Annotated in this window: 22 protein-coding genes; 13 read left to right on the top strand and 9 right to left on the bottom strand. The window is 70.8% G+C overall.

Annotation, left to right across the window (positions count from 1 at the left end; translation table 11 throughout):
• Window positions 1-14: 14 nt before the first annotated feature.
• The 6 genes from AC0HS0_RS13240 to AC0HS0_RS13215 all read left to right on the top strand — a co-directional run bounded on the left by AC0HS0_RS13240 (window position 15) and on the right by AC0HS0_RS13215 (window position 5,197).
• The gene (locus tag AC0HS0_RS13240; protein WP_472964497.1) at window positions 15-848 is read left to right on the top strand and encodes a hypothetical protein; all 834 of its coding nucleotides are present in this window, start codon (window positions 15-17) and stop codon (window positions 846-848) included.
• On the top strand, window positions 845-1,261 hold the full coding sequence (locus AC0HS0_RS13235) for a phage holin family protein (RefSeq protein WP_472964496.1): 417 nt from the start codon (window positions 845-847) through the stop codon (window positions 1,259-1,261). The genes AC0HS0_RS13240 and AC0HS0_RS13235 overlap by 4 nt, the downstream gene beginning before the upstream one ends.
• Window positions 1,258-1,851, top strand: a complete 594-nt coding sequence (locus AC0HS0_RS13230; protein WP_472964495.1) for a DUF3618 domain-containing protein — start codon at window positions 1,258-1,260, stop codon at window positions 1,849-1,851. The genes AC0HS0_RS13235 and AC0HS0_RS13230 overlap by 4 nt, the downstream gene beginning before the upstream one ends.
• A gap of 195 nt (window positions 1,852-2,046) precedes the next feature.
• Window positions 2,047-4,326: an FG-GAP repeat domain-containing protein gene (locus AC0HS0_RS13225; RefSeq protein ID WP_472964494.1), complete on the top strand. Its 2,280-nt coding sequence runs from the start codon at window positions 2,047-2,049 to the stop codon at window positions 4,324-4,326.
• 44 nt (window positions 4,327-4,370) lie between these two features.
• Window positions 4,371-4,946 carry an NTP transferase domain-containing protein gene (locus tag AC0HS0_RS13220; RefSeq protein WP_472964493.1) on the top strand — a complete coding sequence of 192 codons (576 nt, stop codon included), beginning with the start codon at window positions 4,371-4,373 and terminating at the stop codon, window positions 4,944-4,946.
• The gene (locus tag AC0HS0_RS13215; protein ID WP_472964492.1) at window positions 4,943-5,197 is read left to right on the top strand and encodes a DUF6457 domain-containing protein; all 255 of its coding nucleotides are present in this window, start codon (window positions 4,943-4,945) and stop codon (window positions 5,195-5,197) included. Before AC0HS0_RS13220 ends, AC0HS0_RS13215 begins: the two co-directional genes overlap by 4 nt.
• 52 nt (window positions 5,198-5,249) lie before the next feature.
• Here the strand turns inward: AC0HS0_RS13215 and AC0HS0_RS13210 are convergent, their stop codons facing one another.
• Together AC0HS0_RS13210 and AC0HS0_RS13205 are read right to left on the bottom strand one after the other, a co-directional pair.
• Window positions 5,250-5,750, bottom strand: coding sequence for a hypothetical protein (locus AC0HS0_RS13210; RefSeq protein WP_472964491.1), 501 nt, complete (start codon window positions 5,748-5,750; stop codon window positions 5,250-5,252).
• Between the two features lie 11 nt (window positions 5,751-5,761).
• Window positions 5,762-7,741 (bottom strand): primary-amine oxidase, encoded by a 1,980-nt coding sequence (locus AC0HS0_RS13205; protein ID WP_472964490.1) that lies wholly within the window; start codon window positions 7,739-7,741, stop codon window positions 5,762-5,764.
• Between the two features lie 239 nt (window positions 7,742-7,980).
• On the opposite strand from AC0HS0_RS13205, the gene AC0HS0_RS13200 reads away from it, so the two are divergent.
• The gene (locus tag AC0HS0_RS13200; protein ID WP_472964488.1) at window positions 7,981-8,613 is read left to right on the top strand and encodes a TetR/AcrR family transcriptional regulator; all 633 of its coding nucleotides are present in this window, start codon (window positions 7,981-7,983) and stop codon (window positions 8,611-8,613) included.
• A 6-nt stretch (window positions 8,614-8,619) separates the two neighbouring features.
• On the opposite strand, the gene AC0HS0_RS13195 is transcribed toward AC0HS0_RS13200, so the two are convergent.
• From AC0HS0_RS13195 to AC0HS0_RS13175, 5 genes are read right to left on the bottom strand one after another with little or no spacing between them, the layout of a single operon-like run.
• The gene (locus tag AC0HS0_RS13195) at window positions 8,620-10,017 is read right to left on the bottom strand and encodes an aspartate ammonia-lyase (RefSeq protein WP_472964487.1); all 1,398 of its coding nucleotides are present in this window, start codon (window positions 10,015-10,017) and stop codon (window positions 8,620-8,622) included.
• The gene (locus AC0HS0_RS13190) at window positions 10,014-11,165 is read right to left on the bottom strand and encodes a M20 family metallopeptidase (protein ID WP_472964486.1); all 1,152 of its coding nucleotides are present in this window, start codon (window positions 11,163-11,165) and stop codon (window positions 10,014-10,016) included. The genes AC0HS0_RS13195 and AC0HS0_RS13190 overlap by 4 nt, the downstream gene beginning before the upstream one ends.
• Before the next feature lie 23 nt (window positions 11,166-11,188).
• Window positions 11,189-11,860 (bottom strand): DUF1028 domain-containing protein, encoded by a 672-nt coding sequence (locus AC0HS0_RS13185; protein ID WP_472964485.1) that lies wholly within the window; start codon window positions 11,858-11,860, stop codon window positions 11,189-11,191.
• Window positions 11,857-12,279, bottom strand: a complete 423-nt coding sequence (locus tag AC0HS0_RS13180) for a RidA family protein (RefSeq protein ID WP_472964483.1) — start codon at window positions 12,277-12,279, stop codon at window positions 11,857-11,859. Before AC0HS0_RS13180 ends, AC0HS0_RS13185 begins: the two co-directional genes overlap by 4 nt.
• Window positions 12,279-13,559, bottom strand: coding sequence for a flavin-containing monooxygenase (locus tag AC0HS0_RS13175; RefSeq protein WP_472964482.1), 1,281 nt, complete (start codon window positions 13,557-13,559; stop codon window positions 12,279-12,281). The genes AC0HS0_RS13180 and AC0HS0_RS13175 overlap by 1 nt, the downstream gene beginning before the upstream one ends.
• A 288-nt stretch (window positions 13,560-13,847) precedes the next feature.
• On the opposite strand from AC0HS0_RS13175, the gene AC0HS0_RS13170 reads away from it, so the two are divergent.
• From AC0HS0_RS13170 to AC0HS0_RS13160, 3 genes are read left to right on the top strand one after another with little or no spacing between them, the layout of a single operon-like run.
• Window positions 13,848-15,311 (top strand): aldehyde dehydrogenase family protein, encoded by a 1,464-nt coding sequence (locus AC0HS0_RS13170; protein ID WP_472964481.1) that lies wholly within the window; start codon window positions 13,848-13,850, stop codon window positions 15,309-15,311.
• Window positions 15,312-15,324: 13 nt separating this feature from the next.
• A complete protein-coding gene (locus tag AC0HS0_RS13165; protein WP_472964479.1) occupies window positions 15,325-16,176 on the top strand; it encodes an HpcH/HpaI aldolase/citrate lyase family protein in 852 nt (283 codons plus the stop codon).
• Between the two features lie 44 nt (window positions 16,177-16,220).
• Window positions 16,221-17,744, top strand: coding sequence for an APC family permease (locus AC0HS0_RS13160; protein WP_472964478.1), 1,524 nt, complete (start codon window positions 16,221-16,223; stop codon window positions 17,742-17,744).
• Between the two features lie 106 nt (window positions 17,745-17,850).
• Here AC0HS0_RS13160 and AC0HS0_RS13155 read toward each other — a convergent pair whose 3' ends face one another.
• Together AC0HS0_RS13155 and AC0HS0_RS13150 are read right to left on the bottom strand one after the other, a co-directional pair.
• Entirely contained in the window at window positions 17,851-19,404 is a 1,554-nt protein-coding gene (locus AC0HS0_RS13155; RefSeq protein WP_472964476.1) for a GMC family oxidoreductase, read from the bottom strand.
• The gene (locus AC0HS0_RS13150) at window positions 19,401-20,840 is read right to left on the bottom strand and encodes a purine-cytosine permease family protein (RefSeq protein WP_472964475.1); all 1,440 of its coding nucleotides are present in this window, start codon (window positions 20,838-20,840) and stop codon (window positions 19,401-19,403) included. The genes AC0HS0_RS13155 and AC0HS0_RS13150 overlap by 4 nt, the downstream gene beginning before the upstream one ends.
• Window positions 20,841-20,989: 149 nt before the next feature.
• On the opposite strand from AC0HS0_RS13150, the gene AC0HS0_RS13145 reads away from it, so the two are divergent.
• From AC0HS0_RS13145 to AC0HS0_RS13135, 3 genes are all read left to right on the top strand, one after another.
• Window positions 20,990-21,925, top strand: a complete 936-nt coding sequence (locus AC0HS0_RS13145; protein WP_055918716.1) for a LysR family transcriptional regulator — start codon at window positions 20,990-20,992, stop codon at window positions 21,923-21,925.
• A gap of 121 nt (window positions 21,926-22,046) precedes the next feature.
• Window positions 22,047-23,279, top strand: coding sequence for an amidohydrolase (locus tag AC0HS0_RS13140; RefSeq protein WP_472964473.1), 1,233 nt, complete (start codon window positions 22,047-22,049; stop codon window positions 23,277-23,279).
• A complete protein-coding gene (locus AC0HS0_RS13135) occupies window positions 23,276-23,683 on the top strand; it encodes an amidohydrolase family protein (protein ID WP_472964472.1) in 408 nt (135 codons plus the stop codon). The genes AC0HS0_RS13140 and AC0HS0_RS13135 overlap by 4 nt, the downstream gene beginning before the upstream one ends.
• The last annotated feature ends 83 nt before the right edge of the window (window positions 23,684-23,766 follow it).

The raw sequence follows: 23,766 nt of genomic DNA, 5'->3' as shown, positions 1-23,766 counted from the left end.
AAGGGAGCCGGAGCATGACGATCTCGGGAGACGACCCCGAAGGCACTCCGATCTTCGAGAACACACGCCAGAGCTACGGCGAGGCCGAGGTGGTGACGGGGGCCGAGCCGCCCGTCGGCAGCACTTTCCTCACCGGCAGCGACGAGTCCGGCACGGCCGGCACGACTGGCGGCAACAGCGGCGACAGCAGCAAGACCGAGGTCGCCAAGGATGAGGCGGGCCGCGTCGCGGACTCGGCGAAGGACGCCGCAGCCGACGTCGCGGAGGTCGCCAAGGACGAAGCGGCGACCGTCGCGCACGAAGCCCAGCAGCAGGCGAAGCAGCTGTACCACCAGACCCAGTCGGAGCTGCGCGAGCAGGCGGCCGTCCAGCAGCAGCGCGTGGCCGACGGCCTCCGGTCGATCGGCGACGAGCTGCAGCAGATGGCCCGCTCGTCCGAGCAGCAGGGTGTCGCGAGTGACATCGTCGGCCAGGCCGCGAGCCGCACGCAGTCGGTCGCTCGCTGGCTCGACGAGCGCGATCCGGGCTCACTGCTGCAGGAGGTGAAGTCGTACGCACGACGCAACCCCGGCACGTTCATCGCCGCGGCGGCGCTCACGGGTGTGCTGGCCGGGCGCCTGACCCGGGCGCTGGCCTCCGGAGGCGACGACAGCGGGAGCGGCAGCGGCAGCACGACCTCCGGCAGCAGCTTCGACGGCGTCCGCACGACCTCCACCCTCGGCTCCCCCACCTCCGCGCCGGTCACCGGCACGTCGGCGGGTACACCCGGCACGGCCCTGCCGAGCGGCGGCGGCTACGTCCCGGGTGGCACGATGGGCGGCGAGAACCAGGCCGGAGGTCCGCTGTGACCGATCAGCCCACTCCTTCGGAGGAACGCGCGGGCCGCGAGTCCCTCGGCGATCTGCTCGCCGAGGTCAGCCGCGACCTGTCGACGCTCATCCGGCAGGAGGTCGAACTCGCGAAAGCCGAGCTGAAGCAGACCGCCACGCGCGCCGGGAAGGGCGCCGGGATGATGGGCGGCGCCGGCTATGCCGCTCTGATGGCGGTGTTCTTCTTGTCGATCGCTCTGTGGTGGGCGCTCGGCTACCTGATGGGCAACGCCTGGTCCGGCGTCGTCGTGGCCGTCATCTGGGCCATCATCGCGCTGATCCTCTACCTGGTCGGGCGCAATCAGCTGAAGGCGGTGAAGGGGATGCCGCAGACCGTCGAGACGGTCAAGGAGTTCCCCGACACCCTGAAACGAAACGGAGAGAACCGATGACCGACGACCCCGATGTGATCCGCGCCGAGATCGAATCGACGCGCCGCAACCTCAGCGGCGACGTCGACGCCCTGGCCGACAAGGTCACGCCCAGCAAGATCGCCGACCGGCAGAAGCGCAAGGTCAAGGGTGCATTCCACTCCTTCACCGAGAAGATCATGGGCTCCGACGATCCGTACGACCAGCATCGCGGCGCGGTCGGAACGACCGGCGACGCGATCGGCGACGCGAAAGACGCGACCGTCGATGCGGGCCGCCGCGTCGTGGCGAAGGCGGAGGGCAATCCGGTCGCCGTCGGGCTGATCGCCTTCGGCGTCGGCCTGCTCGCCGCCTCGCTCATCCCCGCCAGCGACAAGGAGCAGGAGCTCGCCGCCAAGGCGAAGGACGCGGCCCAGCCGATGCTGCAGGAGGCCGCCGAGGTCGGCAAGCAAGTCGCGAACGACCTCAAGGAGCCGGCTCAGGACGCCGTCGAGTCGGTGAAGGAGACCGCCCAGCAGTCGGTCGAGACGGTGAAAGCCGAGGCGACCGACCGGGCCGGCGACGTCACCGATGACGCGAAGGAGGCGGGCCAGCGCGTGAGCGACGCCTGACCTGACACACGACCGAAAGCGGGAACGGCGCCGGCCCGAAGGCACCCGGACCCGACGGCGCGGCGAGCGACCCTGGGGTCGCCGCCGCGCCGTTCCACGGTGAGGGGTCCACGACCCCTGTTCGGGAGGGCGATGGCGCCACTCGGCGGCTGCTAGCTTGTGATCACTTACCGGTGAGAAACCTCGAGGATCACAGTGACACCCACCAGAACCGCCGTGCGCTCACGTGCGCTCGCAGCGACCGCCCTCGTGGTGGCAGCGCTCATCCCGACCACGGGGATCGCCGCGGCCCCAGGCGTCGGGGCACCGGCCGCAGCGACCGAGACCCAGCCCGAGCACCTGCAGGGCACCCTCCTCGTCACGCGGACCGAGCCGGTCATCGAGAAGGGCAAGTCGCTCGGAAGCGCGAAGCCGAAGACGAGCTACACGGTCGTTACGAGCGATGGCCGGCACGTCGCGATCACCGGCGATGTGCCCGCCGGCGCCACCACCGGCGCGCAGTTCGACGGCACAGTCGCAGTGCCCGCCGGCCGGTCGGCCTCCCCCTCGACGTCGGGTTCGGGGGCCCCTCTCACGGTGACGGCCGCGACGGTCACTCCGAGCGTGGTGCCCAGCGCTCAGAACCACGTCCTCGACCTCGTGGTGATCAACCCCGCCGGCGTCGCACCGGTCGACGCGTCCTACAGCACCTCGGTCGTGACCACCCTGGCGACTCACGTCACCGACTTCTGGCACGGCCAGTCGAGCCAGTACACGACGGACCCGTCGAAGGTCGTCTCGTTCACCACGACGCCGACCGTCCCGGTGCTCAGCTCCGCGCAGCCGTGCTCCCAGGACATCGTCACGCTGTTCGATCAGGCGGCCGTCGCGCTCGGCTACACGTCCGCACAGAACTATCTGGACACTCCGCCGGCCGGAGCCGGGCACCATCTGGTCCTCCTGCTCCCGCCGGGCTGCCAGAACGACTGGACGGGCATCTCCACGATCGGTGACGGCATCGGCAGCAGCGGACTCATCGAGGAGACCCTCGGCATCGGAGCCGACCGCACCCTCCTCGCCCAGGGGATCGGCGTCAACTTCGGTGTCGGCTCGTCCGATCTCGACTTCTGCAAACGCACGACCTCCGCGCCGGACTGCACGCGGTACGCGTACGGCGACGGCTACGACGTCATGGGCTTCATCATCGACGGGTACGACAACCTGAACGACCTCAACCCCACCACTCTCGTGCAGCTCGGGTGGGCGCCCGCCGCGATCACGAGCTACGCTCTGTCGGCCGGTCAGGCCACGCGCACCTTCACGTCCATCTCGTTGCAGTGGCGAGGCGATACGCATCTCCCCGGGATGCTCGCGATCGTCGACCCGGTGACGCAGCAGACGTACTACCTGGAGTACCGGTCCGGCAACGAATGGGATCCCATGCCCGGCTACGACGACTACCTCCTCCTCCCCCTCGCCGGCAACGATGTCGCACTGGAGGGGCGCGGGGTCCGCCTCCTCACGAGCAACGGCGACAGCGGCTCCGTCGTGGTGACACAGCCGGACGACAACTACTCGTACAACGACGTCGCCGGCATCAACGGGATGCTCGACGGGAACGGCCGGACCTATCAGAACGCGACGGTCCGCAACGACTCGGGCACGATCCGCGTGCGCGTCACCGCGAGCACCAGCTCCACCGCGACCGTCGACATCACGCTGTCGGTTCCGCAGCCCCGCCTGCACGACTACTCCGGTGACGGCCACCCCGACCTCCTCAGCCGCAACACGGGCGGAGCGCTGTTCTCGTACCACGCAAACGGCACCGGCGGCTGGAACGTGCCCACCGCGACGCAGGTCGGCAGCGGCTGGAACGGCATGACCGCCATCGTGGCGGCGGGCGACTTCGACGGCGACCACCACCCTGACGTCCTCGCTCGCGACACCACCGGCACGCTCTGGCTGTACCCGGGCAACGGCACGGGAGGCTGGGGCGCGCGGCGGGCGGTCGGAAGCGGTTGGAACATCATGTCGAAGATCGTCGGAGTCGGCGACTTCAACGGTGACGGCACGGCCGACATCGTCGCCGCCGACACCTCCGGCCGGCTCCTCCTCTACCCCGGCAACGGCTCCGGAGGCTGGCTGAGCGCGAGCGTGATCGGCAGCGGCTGGAACACGATGGTCTCGATCATCAGCATCGGCGACTTCAGCGGCGACGGCCAGCCCGACGTTCTCGCAGAGGACACGGCCGGCGCGCTCTGGCTCTACCCGCACTCCCTCTCGGGCTGGTCGGCCCGCAAGCAGGTCGGCAGCGGCTGGCGCAGCATGGTCGGTGTGCTGAGCGTGGGCGACTTCGACGGCGACGGGGCGAACGACATCGTCGCGACCGACACCGCGGGGATCCTCTGGCTCTACCGCGGTACGGGTGCCTCCGGCTTCCGCAGCGGCCGGGTGCAGATCGGCTCGGGCTGGGGCGGGATGACCTGGATCGGGTAGTGCGTCCGATCGCTGTTCCACGCTGATCGTGGGAGGGTGGAGGGGTGGCCCTCCACCCTCCCCGACCGCCCGCGGCCATCGTCATCGCCGGAGGCCGCTCGTCGCGGTTCGGCAGCGACAAGCTGGCCGCTGAGCTTCACGGCCGCACCGTGCTCGAGGGCACGCTCGCGGCCGTCAGCGGATGCACGCCCGTCGTGCTGGTCTCGGCCTCCTCCACCTCTCTGCCGGACGATGTCGTGCGCGTCTCGGAGTATCCGCGCTGGAGCGGACCCGCCGCAGCGATCGGCGCCGGGGTCGCCGCACTGCCGGCCGAGGTGCGCGAGACGCTGATCGTCGCCGCCGACCTGGCGCACCCGGAGGCCGCGATCGCGGCCCTGCTGGCGCTCGACGCCGGCGTGCTCGCCGACCTCGACGGCGCGCCGCAGTGGCTCCTCGCCCGCGCACCGGCCGCCGCCCTGCGCGGGCGGCTCAGCGAGTTGGAGGCCGCGGGCGGAACGGCAGGGCGACCCGCGCGCGCGATCGTCGGCGAGTTGGGCCTGCCGCTCGTGCCGGCCTCCCCGAGCGCGGTCGCCGACATCGACTTCCCGGAAGACCTCGACAGGATGAAGGAGCACTCATGACACCCGAAGAACTCGACGCCTGGGCGGGAGCCGCCGCACGACGCCTCGGGGTGACGCTCGAGCCGGGTGACGTGTCGGCCCTGCTCGACCTCGCCAAGGACGCCGCGCACGGTGTGACGCGCCCGGCCGCGCCGCTCACCGCCTACATCGCCGGCATGGCCGTCGGCTCGGGCCGCACCTTGGAGGACGTGACCCGCGAGCTGCGCGTCGCCATCGCCGAGAGCGCGCAGCCGGAAGACGACGAGACGTGAGCAATCGCGGGAATCCGGCCTCGGATTCCCGCGATTGCTCACGTCTGAGTGGTCACATCGCGCACATGAGGAGGACGCCCACGGCCATTCCGGCGACCTCGCCGAACGCGAGGAGGCCGGGGCGACCGGCAGCCCCCGCGACCCGTCGCGCCCGCGACATCGCGACCAGCAGCCACACGCTGTAGGCGAGATACCCCGCGACGAAGGCGACCGCGATCGCCGCGAGCGGCACCCCGTGCGAATGCCCGGGGGCAGCGGAGGTATGCGCCCCCGCCATCCCGAGCGACATCGCGACGAGCGCCGCCATCGTCACCCCGCCGAGCGCACGATGGAGGCTCATCGGCGCGACCCGTCCCTCCCGCCTCTGGAGAGCGAATCCGGCCGACGCCAGCGAGAGCACGATCGACACCAGCCCCAGACCGGGCGCGGCGGAGGCCAGCACGCACCCGAGCATCGCCAGCACCATCAGCGACGCCGAGATCCACACCCGCCGCGGACGCGGCGAGCCGAGCAGGCAGCACGCGGAGACCGTCGAGGCTCCGAGCGCGCCCACGTCGAGCATCATCAGTGCCCGCAGCTGCAATCGGGGCCGCAGGCCGACGACTCCGCACCGGAGGCGGTGTGGCACGAGGCCGACGCCGACCGCGGGAGGTCGAGGGTGGGGTTGCGGTCGAAGAAGCCGTACGGCTTGAGCGAGAAGCCCGCGTAGTCGACGGGCATGATCGGCCAGTCCTCCAGGCGCGGGAAGTGCGTCAGCCCGAAGGTGTGCCAGACGACGATGTCCTCGCCGTCGATCGGGCGGTCCTGGGCGACGTACGCGGGCAGGCCCGCGCCGCCCGGGTGGAGGTTGACCGCGTAGCCTGCGGCCCAGAGCTCCGAGGGCTCGTACCGGGTGACCCAGAGGTGGTGCGCGGCGAACCCGGCGCGGCGGCGCTGGTGCGCCTCTTCCGCGCTGAACAGCGCCGGCCCGGACTCCGGGTGCAGCACGTACGAGGTCGGACGGCCGACCCGGTTGGTGCGCTCGGCGCTGCTGATGCTCCACACGCGGCCGACGCTACCGTCGGCGTCGCGCACCGCACCACCCTCGGTCTGGAGGCGTGTGATCGTGCGGCCGATGGCGCTCCCCCACGGGTTGCCCCCCGACACCGGCACCCGCGTCACGTCGATCTCGTCCACCGCGTTCGCGACGCCGTCGACGGTCAGGTCGAGGCGGGCGCAGAACATGTGCTGGTGCACGGGAGCGCCGAGCCCGGGCGCGAGCGGGGTGGAGTACGGGTCGTCGCCGCCGTCGTGCGCACCGGTGAAGACGATGCCGGTCGCCTTCGCCTCCACCTCGAAGGTGCCGTCGAGGTAGAAGTAGAAGTAGAACCCGTAGTCGTAGTTGCCGACGGTCGTGAAGAACGAGACGACCAGGCGGCGCTGACGGCGCGCCTCCGAGGTGTGGCTGAACTCGTCGGTGTGCTTCCAGAGGATCCCGTAGTCCTCCTCGTGGATGCAGATCGCGTTCGTGATCGTGCGCGGGTTGCCGAAGTCGTCGGCGACCACGGCGTCGAGGTAGAAGATCTCGCCGAGGCAGTCGCAGCCGAGCTCGAGGGAGTTCGCGAGGCGGCCGAACTGGTACTCGCCGGCGTCGTAGTAGTTCTGCCAGCCGTGGATGGGCGTCGGGTCGGCGTAGTTGACGACCATCTCCGAGATGGAGGCCCGGTACAGGATCGGCCGGCGCTCCTGCTGGTAGGTGAAGGCGACGTCATGCAGGGTCAGGCCTTCGCGTCCGTTGAAGCCGACGCGGAGGTCCCAGTTCTCCCACCGCAGCACGCCGTCGTCGTACGTGAAGCTGACGCCCTCCGGCTGGCGGATCTCGATGGGCTTGAGGGAAGTGCGCAGCGGCCCGGTGAGCTGCGGGTCGAGGTAGTCGCCGGACTCCATCGGCACGGTGTCGATCGGTGTCTCGACGAGCCGGATCACCGAGCGCGAGAGTGTGTCCACGTGGGCGACGATGCCGTCGATCGGGTGCGCCCACGCGAGGTCGGCCTGGTCGGCCTGGTAGAAGGCGAGCACGCGGAACATCCGGCGGCCCTCCTCGTCGTCGTAGTCGAAGTGCCCGGCGGTGAGCGGGCAGGTGCGCACGTTCTCGATGTCGTGGATGCCGCGCCGGGCGAGCGCTGCCGCCCATTCGGCGTCGGCCTTGACGATCTCGTCGACGAGCGCGAACTCCTCGTCGAGCACGGGGGCGGTGCCCTCCGTCACGGGGTCGAGCTCGCGGGTGCTGACGACGAGGCCGTCGGTCACGTCGACGACCACCTGCGTGACGGCGCCGGTCGAGAAGTCGAGCAGCAGCGTCTCCACCTCCCGGTGCAGCGTGGAGGCACGCTCGGGGTCGAGCACGTCGCGCTTGTGCGGCTCGTGCAGCAGCACGTACGTGAACCGGGTGTGCTCGGTGACCAGGCCGGCCGCGGTGAGGACCTCGCGCGCGCGGTCGATCTCGGCGCCGGTGAGCGCGGCGAGCGGGTGGGTGGTCGTCGTGGTGGGGACGGTCAGGGACATTCCATACTCCTTCGTCGGTGCTCCCGATTGTTATTGACTCTAGCGTCAAAATCCCACGCACGGAAGGGGCAGTTGCTAACGGAGGAAATCCGGGCCGGCACACCGCCGGAAAGCGGGCAACGGAGGAGATCTACCGGAGGTCCGGGCCGATCTCCTCCGGTACCTGCGGTTTCGGGGTTCGGCACAGCCGATCTCCTCCGTTCGCCGCACGACCGAATTCGTCGGGCAAGATGGAGGGCGTGCCCAAGATCGTCGACCACGACCAGCGCCGCCGCGACATCGTCGAGGCCTACCTCCGCGTGCTCGCGCGCTCGGGCGTCGCGGGCACGCACGGGAGGTCGGTCGCGGCCGAGCTCGGCGTCGTGCCCGGCACGCTCTGGCACTACTTCGACTCGGTCGAGCAGATCGCGGAGGCAGCGGCCCAGCGGGGAGTCGAGCGCACGCTCGCGCGCATCGATGAGCGCTCGGGCGACCTGCGCGGGCTCGCCGCCCTGCTCGCGATCGCCGAGGAGATCCTCCCGATCACCGATGTCACCCGCGAGGAGGCGCGCGTCGTCGTCGCCTTCTGGGGTCAGGTGCTGCCCGACGCGGACACGCGCTCGGCGTTCGGCCGGCCGCGCGAGTTCACCGACCGCACCCGCGTCGCGCTGAGGGATGCGGTCGCCGACGGCGATCTCGTCGAGGCGACGCCGATCGAGCCGCTGGTGCGCCTCCTCGACTCGGTCTACGCGGGCGAGCAGGTCATCTGGGCAGCTGAGTCCGTCGACGACGACCCACGCCAGGCCCGCCGGTCGTTCGCGACCGCGGTCGCGCCCTGGCTGGGCGAGGCGACCTCGCCGGCCGCCGAGACGCTGCGCGGCTGGCTGCGGTAGGAACGCTCAGCCCGCCGCCCCGGTCAGCAGCCGCGGATCGGTGATCGCGTCGTACTCCTCCGCGGTGAGCAGCCCGCGACCGACGATCGCGGTGCGCACGTCGACTCCGGTCTCCAGCGCCTCGTGTGCGATCAGCGCGGCGGTCGAGTAGCCGATGCGCGGCGTGAGCGCCGTGACCAGTCCGACCGACGACGCGACGCGCGTGCGCAGCAGCTCGGCGTCGGCCCGGATGCCGTCGACGCAGTTGACGCGCAGCGTGCGGCAGGCGTTGGTCAGCCAGGTGAGCCCCTGCAGCAGCGCGTTCGCGATGACCGGCTCGAAGGCGTTCAGCTGCAGCTGGCCGTTGTCGGCGGCCATGGTGATCGACACGTCGGCGCCCGCGATGGCGAACGCGACCTGGTTGACGACCTCCGGGATCACCGGGTTCACCTTGCCCGGCATGATCGACGAGCCGGCCTGGCGCGGCGGGAGGTGCAGCTCACCGAGCCCGAACTGCGGCCCGCTCGAGAGCAGCCGCAGATCCGACGAGATCTTCGAGAGCTTGATCGCTGCACGCTTCAGCGCGGCCGAGACGAGCATGAACACGCCCGTGTCCGACGTCGCTTCGATCAGGTCGGAGGCAGTGACGAGCGGGAGGCCGGTGAGCGCGGCGAGGTGGCGCACGACCGCGGCGGCGTAGCCGGGCGACGCGGTGATCCCGGTGCCGATCGCGGTCGCGCCGAGGTTGATCTCGCCCAGCAGCGGGATGGTCTCGCTCAGCCGCAGTTCGTCCTCCTCCATCGTGACCGCGAACGCGGTGAACTCCTGCCCGAGCGTCATCGGCACCGCGTCCTGCAGCTGCGTACGCCCAATCTTCACGTGCTCGCGGAACTCGACGCCCTTCGACCGGAACGCGGCCGACAACAGCGCGTGCTCGGCGATCAGCCGTCGCAGCCCGATGGTCAGGGCGATCTTCACCGCGGTCGGGTACACGTCGTTCGTGCTCTGGCTGCGGTTGACGTGGTCGAGCGGGTGCACGAGGTCGTAGCGCCCGCGAGCGTGACCGAGCCGTTCGAGCGCCCGGTTGGCGATGACCTCGTTGGCGTTCATGTTGGTGGAGGTGCCGGCGCCGCCCTGGATGAGGTCGACGACGAACTGGTCGTGGAGGTCGCCGTCGACGATCTCCTGGCAGGTCGCGTCGATCTCCGACGCGATCGCGGGATCGAGCACGCCGATCTCGGCGTTGGCCCGCGCCGCCGCCTGCTTGACGAGCGCCAGGGCGGTGACGAGCTCCGGGTACGTGCCGACGCCCCGGCCCGAGATCGGGAAGTTCTCGACCGCGCGCTGCGTGTTCGCACCCCAGTAGGCGTCGGCCGGCACGGCGACCGGCCCGAGCGAGTCGTGCTCGATGCGCGTCGCGCTCACGAGGCGGCCCGCACGACGTCGACGACAGTCTGCGCGAGAGCGACCGCGGCATCCCGCAGCGCCTTCTCGGCGTCGGCCCCGACGCACGCGGCCGCGAACTCGGGCTGGTGGTTGGTGGCCGGGAGGCTGTTGATCCCGACGTACGGATGGATGGCCGGGACGACCTGGGAGACGTTGCCCATGTCGGTCGACGCGCGGTTCATGCGGCCGGCCGCCGAGGCCGAGCCGGAGGTGTCGAACATCCGCCCGAGCGCCGTGGCGTTGGCGCGGTAGAAGCCGAGCGCCCGCTCGTCGTTGCGGAACTCCGAGTACGGTTTGCTCTCCGGCGTGATGATGATCGTGGTCCCGGAGGCCAGGGCGCCGGCCTCGAAGCAGCGGTTCACCTTCTCCTCGACGCGCCCCAGCTCCTCCAGCGTCTCCGCGCGCACGTACCAGCGGCCCTCCGTGCGGTCGGGGATGGCGTTGGGCGCCTGGCCGCCGACGGTCTGGATGCCGTGCACGCGCACCGAGTGCGGAAGCTGCTGCCGCAGGAGCCCGATCGCCACCTGGGCGACCACGAACGCGTCGTTCGCGTTGACGCCCTCATCCGGATAGGCGCCCGCGTGCGCGGCCTTGCCGTCGTACCGAACGTGCGAGTGCGCGACGGCGAACGGCCGCGCCTCAGCGACATCCACCGGCCCGGGATGCGCCATCACCGCCAGGTCGAGCCCGGCGAAGGCGCCACGGTCGAGCAGCTCGATCTTGCCTCCGCCGCCCTCCTCGGCCGGGGTGCCGTAGACCTCCACGGTGATGCCGAGCTCGTCGGCAAGCGGCGCGAGCGCGGAGGCGACCCCGACCGCGATCGCCGCGATGAGGTTGTGCCCGCAGGCGTGCCCGAGCCCGGGCAGCGCGTCGTACTCGGCGCAGACGCCGATGCGCACCGGGCCGGAGCCGGCGGTCGCGAGGAACGCGGTCTCGAGCCCGAGGTAGGCGGGCGTCACAGTGAAGCCGTGCGCCGCCAGCGCCTCGCAGAGCCGGGCGGCCGAGCGGTGCTCGTTCCAGGCGGTCTCCGGGTCGGCGTGCAGCGCCTCGGACAGGGCGACGAGCCGTGGGAGGTCGGCGTCGACGAGCTCGCGCACGCGCGCCTTCAGCGTGGCGGCATCAGCCACCGCGAGAGACTCACTCATCGCGCTCACTCATCCCCGGGCACCCCGTAGCTCGGCGCGCCGGCCGGCATCAGCCCGCGGGTGACGTACGCGTCGCGCTGCGGCAGCCAGGTCTCGACCAGGATCTCATCGAGCAGCTCGACGGGGTCGTCGGCCCAGTCGACGCGGAGGTCGGTGACCCGCCAGCCGGCGTCGCGCACGACCGCGACGCCGGCCGAGTGCACCGGCCCTTCCTCGCCGCCGGCGGCGATCGCGGCCTTCAGTGCGGCCAGCAGCCGCACCTCGAGGTCGCCCGTCGCCGCCTCGAACGCGTCCACCATGAGCTGCGGCACGTCGGCGCGTGCGAGCATGTTGCCCGCGGCCACGGCGTGCGCGGACTGCGCCTCGCCGTGGTGGCCGAGCACCTGTGAACCCGAGTGGATGGCGGAGCGGCCGTCGCGGTCGATCACGAGAAGCTGCCGGTAGTCGATGTCGGGCGTGGAGTCGACGACCCACGCCAGCACCTCCTCCACCGGCCGGCCGTCACGCAGCCCGTCGATGAGTTGCGGGCCGAGCCGTGGATCGGTGATGTTCTGCGAGTGGGCGCCCCCGACACCGTCGGCGAGGTTCACGCAGCGGGCGGCGACGGCCGGCGAGGAGGAGCAGATGGCGGAGCCGATCGCGCCGGTGTCGTCGACGGCGAGGATGGAGAAGGTCACTGTGCACCGCCACTGATGACGGCCGTCGCGTCGATCTCCACCAGCCACTCCGGCCGGGCGAGCGCCGAGACGACGATGCCGGTGGACACCGGGAAGACGCCCTTCAGCCAGCGGCCGACGACCCGGTAGACGGCCTCCCGGTAGCGCGGGTCGATGAGGTAGATGACGACCTTCACGATGTCGTCGACGCTCGAGCCGGCCTCCTCGAGCAGCATCGCGATGTTCGCCATCGCCTTCTCGGCCTGAGCCTCCACGTCGCCGATGCCGACGGACTCGCGGGTCTCGAGGTCCTGACCGATCTGGCCGCGCAGGTAGACGACGCCGTTCGCGACGACCGCCTGGCAGAGGTCGTTGTCGAGGTTCTGCTCCGGGTAGGTGTCCTTGGTGTTGAACGGGCGGATCCGGTTGTGGGTCGGCATCAGAGAACTGCTCCTTGCGCCGCGAGCGCGGCCTGCTGGTCGTAGGCGACGTAGCCCCGCTGGATTTGGATCTGGTCGGCGATGTGGCGGGCGTCGTGCCAGACGCCCCAGATGAAGCTGGAGCCGCGCCGCGACTGCCACGGCAGGCCGAGGAAGTAGACGCCCGGCTCGGTCGAGACGCCGCGCTGGTGCGCCGGCCTGCCGTTCTCGTCGAACGCGTCCACCTGCAGCCAGCTGTAGTCGGTGCGGAAACCGGTCGCCCACACGATCGTGGTGATGCCGGCGGCGTGGAGGTCGAGCTCGAGGATCGGGTCGGTGAGACTCGCGGGGTCGGCGAGCACGGCGCGTGCCTCCGGCTCTTCGGGGAGGTCGAGGCCGTTGCGGGCGACGTAGGCGTCGGCCTCGTCGAGCAGCGCGAACAGGTTGGCGTCGCCGGCTGCCACGTTGCGGGCGAGGTCGGGCGCGAAGCGCATCCGCCCGTCGACGTAGGCGTCGGTGCGTCCGACCAGGGTGATGCCCGTCGCCGCGAGCTCGCGGAAGTCGACCGTGTGACCGCCGTCGGCGCCGCTCACCGCGATGGTGACGTGCTCGGCGCCCTGCGGGGGCGCGGCGAGGTCCCACTTGCCGAGCACGCCCAGCCACCAGACGAAGTCGCGCCCGCGGTAGCGACGGGGAGGCCGGTCGTGCGGGCCGACGGAGAGCCAGACCTCCCGTCCGGAGCGGCGCAGCTCGTCAGCGATCTGCACTCCCGACGACCCGGCGCCGACGACGAGCACTCCGCCCTCCGGCAGCTGCGCCGGGTTGCGGTAGTCGCTGGAGTGCAGCTGGTTGAGACTCGAGCCGTCCGGGACGACGGCCGGGATGACCGGGACCTGGAACGGCCCGGTCGCCGCCACGACGTAGCGGGCCTGGAGATCGCCGTCGGAGGTCTCGACGGTGAAGCCGGGCCGGTCGCTGTTGCGCACGACGCGGGTGACCTCGACCCCGGTGCGGATGGGCGCGTCGATGAGCTTCGTGTACGCGACGAAGTAGTCGGCCACGTCCTCCTTGGGAGCGAAGTCGTCGGCGCCGACGGTCTCGAACTCGAGCTTCGGGAAGCGGTCGTGCCAGGCGGGGCCGTTGGCGACCAGCGAGTCCCACCGGCCCGAGCGCCAGCGCTCGGCGATGCGGCCCTTCTCGAGCACGAGGTGCGGGATGCCGCGGTCGGTCAGATGGTCGCTCATCGCCACACCGGCCTGGCCGGCGCCGACGACGACGACCTCGATTTCCTGGCTCGACATGTTGATTCCCTTCGCTGATCCGCTGATCCGTGAGCTGAACCGTGAGCGGTCCGTGCGGTCCCGCGGCTCGTCCAGTCATTGTCGGCAGGAGCAGTTGAATCTGTAAAACAATGAGAATCGACGAATCGAATCAGTTGAAGTGATGCTTTACGCGCGGACCGCGCGCGCGAACATCTCCTGGCTTGCGCACCGTTTCAGGTTGCATCCGCTGTTTCATCAGTTGGGTCGATGCACTGCAACGTTTTTCGTCGCTCGTTTCGATGCACTCACCGTGCGTACTCTTCCGGCATGACGATCGACACAACTGTCCGCATCGACGGCAGGGCACTCATCGACGGCGACAGGGTCGACGCCGCATCGGGCGAGACCTTCGTCACGGTCAACCCGGCGACCGGCGCAGCCCTCGCGGAGGTCGCCAAGAGCGGCCTCGCCGACGTCGACCGCGCCGTCGCCGCTGCCCGAGCCGCTTACGACAGCCGGGTCTGGAGCGGCCTCGGCGCCGCCGACCGCGGCGCGGTGCTCCGCCGCCTCGCGGAGCTCATCGAACGCGACGCCGAGGAACTCGCGCTGCTCGAATCACTCGACATGGGCAAGCCGCTGTCGCAGACCCGCACGGTCGACGTGCCGGGCACGGCCGCGACCTTCCGGTGGTACGGGGAGCTCGCCGACAAGCTGACCGACGAAGTGCCGGCCACTCCCCCGGGCTCGACCGCGATCGTCAGCCGAGTCGCCCTCGGCGTCGTCGCCGCGATCGTGCCGTGGAACTACCCGCTCGACATCGCCGCCTGGAAGCTCGCACCCGCGCTCGTCGCCGGCAACAGCGTGGTGCTGAAGCCCGCGGAGACCACGAGCCTCACCGCCCTCCGACTGGGCGAACTCGCCCTGGAGGCCGGCCTCCCCGCCGGCGTGCTCAACGTCGTGCCCGGTCCCGGTTCGGTCATCGGCCGCGCTCTCGGCCTCCATTTCGACGTCGACGCGCTCACCTTCACCGGGTCGACCGCGGTCGCCAAGAAGCTGATGACGTACGCGGGCGAGTCCAATCTGAAGCGGCTCAGCCTGGAGGCCGGCGGCAAGAGCTCCAACCTGATCTTCGCCGACACGGAGGACCTGATGCTGGCCGCCGAGAAGGCCGCGTTCGGCGCGTTCTACAACCAGGGCGAGGTCTGCTCGGCCAACTCGCGCATCTTCGTCGAGCTGCCGGTCTACGACGAGTTCGTCGGCCTGCTCGCCGACGCCGCCCGGGCCTACCGGTCGGGCGACCCGCTCGACGAGGCCAGCGGCAACGGCGCCCTGATCTCCGCCGCGCACGCCGACGACGTGGCGGCAGCGATCGAACTGGCCGCCCGCGACGGCGAGCTGATCGGCGGCGAGCGCCACCAGCGCGGCGACTCGAACGCGTTCATCGACCCGGCGATCGTCGCCGGCCTCCCGCTCTCGCACCCGCTGCACCGCGACGAGATCTTCGGGCCGCTGGTCGTGGTGCACGCCTTCGACCATGAGGACGACGCGGTGCGCGCGGCGAACGCGACGGACTACGGCCTCGCGGCGTCGGTCTGGACCTCCAGCCTGTCGCGCGCCCACCGGGTCTCGGAGCGGCTCGTCGCCGGCACGGTGTCGGTCAACACCGTCGACGCGCTCGGGTCGACCACCCCGTTCGGCGGGTTCAAGCAGTCCGGCTTCGGCCGCGACCTCTCCCGGCACGCCATCGACAACTACGTCGGCCTGAAGACCACGTGGTTCCAGCACGACTAGGACGCACCGCACCATGACCCTGCAGCTCGACACGCCCACCCGGCCCGGCTTCCGCGTGCCCGCGGACGTCGCCCGCACGTGGCTGCTCATCTCCGCCGCCCGCCTCGACGCGGTCGCCGTCAGCGGCTCCCGGGCCGACGCCATCGTGATCGACCTGGAGGACGCCATCGACGCCTCCCGCAAAGACGTCGAGCGCGAGCGCGTCGCCCGCTTCCTCGCGACCGGAGGCGAGGCGTGGGTGCGGATCAACGACCGCACTACGCCGTTCTGGGCGGACGACGTCGACCGCCTCCGCGGCCTTCCCGGACTGCTCGGCGTCGTGCTCGCGAAGACCGACGAGGCCGGCCACGCCGCGGAGACGGCCGAACGCCTCGGCGGTGAGACGCCGGTCGTCGCCCTGATCGAGTCCGCGCTCGGCATCGAGAACGCCGCCGCCATCGCGCGCGCCGCCGGGGTCTTCCGGCTCGCCTTCGGCAGCGGCGACTATCGCCGCGACACGGGCGTCGCCAACAACGAACTCGCGCTCGCCTACCCGCGCTCGCGGCTCGTCGTCGCCAGCCGCGTGGGCGGCCTCCCCGGCCCGATCGACGGACCGTCGGTCGTCGACGGCGTGCCGATCGTCACCGAGCAGTCCCGCTCGGCGTCGGCCCTCGGCCTCACCGGGCGCCTCTGCCTGCGGGAGGCCCAGGTCGCGGTGGTCAACGAGGTGATGGCGCCCTCGGCCGAGGAGGTGTCGTGGGCCGGCGACTTCATCCAGGAGTTCGACGCCTCCGGCCGCGTCGTGCGCGACGGCAGCGACCTCCCCCGCCTCGGCCAAGCCGAGCGCATCCTGCAGCTCGACCGGGCGTTCAACCCTGCTCCGTAACTCACCCCACCCCCCACGAGAATGTAAGGACGAAGGAGTCCCCGATGAGTTCATCCACCCGAAACGACGCGAAGCTCGCGACCTCGAGCATCCGGGCCCAGCGCTTCCATAAGACGCTCGGCCGCCTCGACATCGTCTTCCTCTCGATCGGCGCGGTCATCTCCATCGACACCGTCGCGCAGATCGCGGCGGGAGGCGGCGCCGAGGCGTTCACCTGGACCGCCGTGATCGGCATCACGTTCCTGTTCCCCTACGCGCTCGTCATCTCCGAACTCGGCAGCACCTTCCACGACGAGGGCGGCCCCTTCGTCTGGGTGCGGCTCGCGTTCGGCAAGCTCACCGGAGCGATCGCGACGCTGTTCTACTGGATCACCAACCCGCTCTGGATGGGCGGCTCTCTGGTGTTCATCTCCGCCGCGACCTGGGGCGCTTACATCGCGCCGCTGCCGGAGGGCAGTGCGGGAGACATCGTCTTCAAGCTGGTGTTCATCTGGCTGGCCATCGGCACGGCGATCATCGGCCTCCGTTACGGCAAGCACATCGTCGCAGCCGGAGCCGTCGTGAAGGTCGCGCTGCTGCTGGTCTTCGTCGTCACTGTGGTCGTCTACGCCCTGAAGAACGGTGTGCACGGCTACGCCGCCGGCGCGTTCTCGCCGACGCTCGGCGGCTTCCTCGCGGTGACGCCGGTCATCCTGTTCGCGGTCGTCGGATTCGAGGCGCCCAACGGCGCGGCCGAGGAGATGCGCGATCCGCAGAAGGACGTTCCTAAGGCCATCACCTCCTCCGGCATCATCTCGATCCTGTGCTACCTCGTCCCGATCTTCGCCATCCTGGCGGTGCTGCCGGCCGACAAGGTGCAGGGCGCCAGCGGCCTCCTCGACGCCTTCAAGGAGGTCTTCTCGGTCTACGGCATCGCCACCGGCCCGGTGATGTTCATCGCGGCCCTGCTGTTCGTGTTCGTGGTGCTGACCCAGGCGAGCGCGTGGATGATCGCCTCCGACCGCGTGCAGGCGGCCGCCGGCGCCGACGGCGCGTTCTTCCGCTACTTCGGCGTCTTCTCCAAGCGATTCGGCACCCCGGTGCGGATGAACCTGCTCTCCGGGATCGTCGCCACCGTCTTCTGCATCGCCGCGACCCTGCTGCTGAAGGGCAGCACCGCCGCCGTGTTCACCGTCGTGCTGACCGTCGCCATCTCGACCCTGCTGCTGTCGTACCTGGTGATCTTCCCGTCGATCATCCGGCTGCGCCGCAAGTACCCGGACATCGAGCGACCCTTCCGCGTCCCCGGCGGTACGGCCGGCCTGTGGACCGCCGTGGTCGTCATCTACGCCTGGGTGCTGCTCGGCTCGTGGGTGGCGGTGTTCCCGGGAACGCTGGAATCGCTCTTCGGCCTCAAATACGACTTCGTCGACACCTGGGGCGTCGACCGGCCGACCTTCGAGGGCTTCACGGTCGGCACCCTGATCGTCATCACGATCCTCGCGCTGGCCGGCTACTTCTGGCAGCGGGCACGCGACCGCCGCGTCGCCCCGGAGCCCGAGCTGCTACTGGAGCCGGTACGCGACTGACGCGCTCGCCCCACGGCGCCTAACGCCGGAGATCCCAGCCATATCGGCTGGGATCTCCGGCGTTACTCCCGTTCAGCCCGCGTCTCGAGTGAGATCTCCGGACGAGTCAACCCGCGATCAGGTCGGCCGCCCGCTCTGCGACCATCATCACCGTGATGACCGGGTTCACCGAAGTGAGCGTCGGGAACACCGACGCGTCCGCGATCCGCAGCCCGTCGATGCCGCGCACGCGGAGGGACGGGTCGACCACCGCGAGCTCGTCGTCGGCGGCGCCGATCCGGCACGTCCCGCTCACGTGGTAGACGGTCTGGTGGATGTCGCGCTGGACGGCCGAGAGCTCTTCGTCGGTCTGAAGCTCGGGGCCGGGAAAGACCTCCCGCACCAGGTGCCGGCGCATCGGCTCCGCCTCCGCGATCCGCCGCGCCAGGCGCACGCCGGCGACCAGCATCCGCTCGTCGTGGCCGGAGGCGTCGGTGAAGTAGCGGTAGTCGATCACGGGAGGCTCGTCCGGGTCGGCGGAGGCGATCGTCACCCGGCCGCGGCTGTGCGGCTTGGCCACGTTGGGTGCGATCGCCACGATCGTCTCGGGGAAGCTCACCCCGCGGGCACGCGGGTGGTCGACGACCGGCTCGACCGGGAAGTGCATGAGCACGTCCGCCTTCGCCGGGTCGCCATCGACGCCGACCATCGCGCCGGCGTCCCAGCCGGAGGCCGAGATCGCGGGCGGGGCCGACACGGCCTCCCACACCACGAGGCCTTCGGCGTGGTCCTGGAGGTTCTCCCCCACGCCCGGGAGGTCGAGCACGGACTCCACCCCCGCGGCCTCGAGCACTTCGACCGGCCCGATGCCCGAGAGCAGCAGCAGCCGCGGTGTGTCGATCGCCCCGCAGGCGAGCACGATCTCGCGGCGCGCCCGCACCACGTGCAGCTCCCCGTCGGCCGAACGGTAGTGCACGGCGACCGCCCGTCCGTCCTCCACGACGACCCGCTCGGCGCGCGCACCGGTGATCACGTCGAGCGAGTCCCGGGTGTCCATGACGTCGTGGAGGTAGTGGATCGAGCTCGACCCGCGCACGTTGCTCCGCGGCTCGTAGCCGACCTCGAAGAAGCCGGCGCCGCGCGCCAGGGTGTCGGTGCGACCGTCGTTCCACCGCTCCTGCACTGGGAGGCCGAGCGCACTGCTCGCGGCCGAGACCACGTCGGCGACGAACGGGTTCCGATCGGCCGGAGCCACCGGGTGGATCGGGATCTGCAGCCGGTCGAAGTACGGCTGGAAGCTCGCGGCGTCCCACCCGGCCGCTCCGGCCTCCACCCACTCGTCGAGGTCGGAGGCCGGCGGTCGCCACGCGATCATCGTGTTGGCCGTCGAGCAGCCGCCGAGGATACGCATGCGCGACTGCCGGATGGTCGAGTTGCCGCGCTCCTGCGGCACACTGCGGTAGTCGAGGTCGTACTCGCTCTCGATCATCTCCTCCCAGCGCCGGATCGAGCGCGCGCGGCCCTCGTCGCGGTCGCTCGGCCCCCACTCGAGGAGGCCGACGGTGACGTCCGGGTTCTCGGAGAGCCGCGCGGCGAGGATGCCGCCCGCGGTACCGCCGCCGACTACGACATAGTCGTACTCGGCGGCGGCGGTGGTACTGGTGGCGCTGGTGACGGTCATTCTGCTCCTGCGGGGGTGATGGAGGCGGGGGCCGGCGCGTCGAGCACCGGGTTCTTCGACGGCGCCCACTTCATGAGCGCGTAGTAGAGCGGGCAGATCACGGCGAGGCCGACGATCCACGAGATGTCCACGCCGCCGAGGGCTGTGGCGATCGGGCCGGTGTAGAACGCGGTGCTGAGGAAGGGCAGCTGCACGAGGATGCCGAGCACGTAGCAGATCACCGCGTTGCGGTTGATGCGGCCGTAGATTCCGCCGTCCTGGCGGAACAGCGAGGCGATGTCGTACTTGCCGTGCTTGACCGCGTAGTAGTCGACCAGGTTGACGGCCGTCCACGGGATGAGCACGCACAGCAGCAGGATCATCAGATTCGACAGGTTGACCAAGAAGTTGGCCGAGAACGCGAACCCGAGCACGAGCGCGACCAGGAACAGGATCACCGCGACGGCGCCGCGGGTGACGGCCCGCGGGAGCCACTTCGGGAACAGCGTCTGCCCGATCGTGATGATCGCGAGACTGCCGCAGTAGAGGTTCATGCCGTTGCTGACGCTGATCCCGACGCCGAAGACGAGCAGCGCGAGCCCGGCGATCCCGGGGACGAGGGCGCTCAGGCCGGTCGCGACGTCGTCCTTGGGGAAGGCGGCGCCGACGATCGAGCCGAGCACCATCGGGATGACGGAGCCGAGCACGCAGCCGGCGAAGGTCGCCCAGAAGGCTGCGCGCACGCCGGTGTCCTTGGGCATGTAACGCGTGTAGTCCGACACGTACGGGGCATAGGCGATCTGCCAGAGCGCGGCGACCGAGATGGTGCCCATGATGCCGGTCGCGGTCACCGAGCCGTAGCTGAGCGCGCTCGCGGGCAGGGTGCCCGCCGCGAAGATGTAGACGAACACGAGCGCGATCGTGAGGCCTGCCACGATGCTCATCACCGTGCCGAAGACGTGCAGCAGGCGGTAACCGAATACGGCGCCGAACACGCTGATGAGCCCGACGATCACGGTCGACCAGAAGTCGCCGATGTGCGTCAGCGAGTCGAGCGCCTGGCCTCCCAGGATCACGTTGGAGGCGAAGAACGCCACGTACATCCCGACCACGATGACGACGACCAGGAGGCTGCCGTACGACCCGAACTGCGCGCGGGTCTGCAGCATCTGCGGCACGCCCATCTGCGGCCCTTGCGCCGCGTGCAGGGCCATCACGACGCCGCCGATGAGGTTGCCCGCGATGAGCGCGATGATCGCCGCCCAGATCGGGAGGCCGTACACGGCGGTCGCCAGCAGCCCGGTGGCGATCGACAGCATCATGATGTTGCCGCCGAACCAGATCGTGAACAGGTTGCGGGCTTTGCCGTGCCGCTCGTCCTCGGGGATGTAGTCGATGGTGCGGGTCTCGACGCCGAGGGCGTCGCTGCGCGGCTCGATGCGGGCCTCAGTGCTCATGGTGTGCTCCTCGTCGTGGCTTGGCATAGAAGCCTCTGCTGCTTTTCCGCATCAATCAACTAAGGTTGCCTGAAGCACTGCATCACTTCGGCAGATACCGCGCCGAAGGAAACACAGCCGAAACGTCGTCGTAACCGGGAGGCATTCCGATGAGCAAGAAGCCCGACGTCACCCTGGCGCAGTTGCGCTATTTCATCGAGGCGGCGACGCACCTCTCGATGACGCGTGCCGCGGAGGAGCTGTTCGTCGCCCAGTCCGCCGTCTCGTCGGCCATCGCGCAACTCGAGCAGCAGGTCGGCGCGCAGCTCTTCATTCGCCAGCGCTCCCGCGGCCTCACGCTCACGCCGTCGGGTCAGCAATTCCTCGGCGACGCGCGCGCCCTCTTGCTCAATCTCGAGGAGGCGCTCGACACCGCGCGCGGCATCGACAACCAGGTGCGCGGCACCATCCGCATCGGCTGCTTCGTCACGCTCGCGCCGTTCGTCCTCCCGGCGATCGTGAGCCGGGTGCGTGCGGAGCACCCCTACCTCGACATCGAGGTCGACGAACTCGACACCGACGGCGCGCGGGCGGCGTTGCGCAGCGGCCGTGTCGAGCTGCTGATCGGCTACGACTTCGGTTTCGGCAACGACATCCGCACGGCGGTGCTGTCGGACGCTCCCCCGCACGTCATCCTGCCGGCCGATCACCCGCTGGCGGCCTCCCCCCAAGTGTTCCTCCGCGAGCTCTCCCGTGAGCCGATGATCCTGCTCGACCTGCCGCACAGCCGCGAGTACTTCCTCGGCATCCTCGCCGGAGCCGGCCTCCAGCCCGAGATCCGTCACCGCTCGCTGAACTACGAGACCGTGCGCGCGTTCGTCGCGCACGGTCACGGCTTCTCGATCCTCAACCAACGGCCGCGGCACGACCTCAGCTACGACGGCGAGCGGGTGGCCGCCCTCCCGATCGCCGACAGCGTCCCCGCGCTGCCGGTGGTGCTCGCGGCGATGCGCTCGGTGCGGGCGACGGCGCGGGCGCGGGCGGTCAGCGACATCGCCGCGCAGGTGGTCGCGGAGTCGCTGAACCCGGCACCGTCGCGGGCGTGATCTGGGCGACGGTCCGGCGTACGTTTCGGCATCTGACGCGCTGATGAAGTGATCCACGCGAACCTATTTGCGTGATCCAGCCCTGGCGGCGGAGACTGGTCCGATACGCGAAGGGACGCCGATGACGAGTCTGCACATCACCAACGCCCGCCTCTACCTCGGCGACGGCCGCTGGCAGGAGGGCGGTGTGCTCGTCCGCGACGGCGTCATCACGGCGGTCGGCGCCGACGACGACCTCGCCGCGCAGCGCGTCCCCGGCACTGAGGTGCGGGATGCCGGTGGCGCGTCCCTCCTCCCCGGCTTCCACGACACGCACGTGCACCCGCCGATGGCCGGCAGCTCGCTGCTCGGCATCGACCTCATGCCGGTGCACGACGCCGACGCCTACCTGCGGATCATCGTCGACTACGCGGCCGCGCATCCCGAGCTCGCCACGATCGTCGGGGTCGGCTGGTACGGCGACGTCTTCGCAGGAGGCTTCCCCACGCGCGCGCTCCTGGACGCCGTGGTCGGCGACCGCCCGGTGATCCTCACCAGCCACGACGGCCACGGCGTCTGGGTGAACACCCGGGCACTGGAGGCCGCAGGCATCGGCCCGGACGTCGCCGACCCCTCGGGCGGTCGTTACGTGCGCGACGCGCGCGGCGAGCTCACCGGCGTGCTGCTCGACACCGCGATGCAGGCGCTCGACGCGATCCTCCCGGAGCCCGCACCCGGCGCGATGGAGGAGGCGATCCTCGCCGCGCAGCGCCGCCTCCACTCGGTCGGTGTGACCACGTGGCACGACGCCGCCGTGGGCAGGAGCGAGCTCGGCCCCGACTCGCTCGACGCCTACCTGAACCTGGAGGCGCAGGGCGCACTCACCGCCCGGGTGGTGCTCTGCCAGTGGTGGGACCGCGACCGCGGCCTCGAGCAGCTCGCCGACCTCGAGGCGCGACGCGAGCGGGTCGCGCAGACCTCCCGCCTCGTGGCGAGCACCGTCAAGATCATGCAGGACGGCATGATCGAGAACCACACCGCCGCCCTCCTCGACGACTACGCCGACGCGCCGGGGGTGCGCGGTGACTCGTTCCTCCCGGCCGAGGAGCTCGCCACGATCGTCGCCGAGCTCGACGCGCGCGGCTTCGACGTGCACCTGCACGCGGTCGGCGACCGCGCTGTGCGCGAGTGCCTCGACGCGGTCGCGCACGCCCGCTCCGTCAACGGGCCGGCGGGAGGCCGCCATCAGCTCGCGCACCTCGACGTGGTCGACACGGCCGACGTCGAGCGGTTCGCCGAGCTCGACGTGACCGTGAACGCGCAGCTGCTGTGGGCGCGCACCGACACCGAGATCGTGGACGAAAGCTGCCGATGATGGGCGACGACCGGGCGGCGCGGCACTTCCCGTTCGAGACGCTGCGGGCGCGCGGCGCGCGCATCGTGGCGGGCAGCGACTGGCCGGTCTCCGACCCGAACCCGCTGTGGGCGATGCACACCGGCGTCACCCGGCTGGCGCCCTCCACCGACCCGCACGCCACCGGCCGCGCGCTCATCGAGCCGCTGCTGGCCTCCGAGGCGCTGCCGCTGCCGACCGTGCTCGACGCCTACACCGGCACCGCCGCGTGGGTCGGCCGGTTTGAAGCGAAGACCGGGCGGCTGGAGGCCGGTCTCGCAGCCGACCTCGTGCTCCTCGACCGCGACATCTCCGACGGCCGCGACCTCGACACGGCCCGCGTGGTCGAGACCATCGTCGACGGTCGCACGGTCTATCGCGCCTGACGGGACTGCCGGGCGACTCAGCTCGTGACTCCATCTTGGGGGTCTTGATAGCCGGTGGCGGTCCTGGCAGTGTCGCTCTGTTG

The organism is Leifsonia sp. PARNA 1/14, from assembly GCF_055720965.1.
The sequence above is the reverse complement of the archived record's forward strand: the minus strand, read 5'-3'. Positions and strand labels throughout refer to the sequence as shown.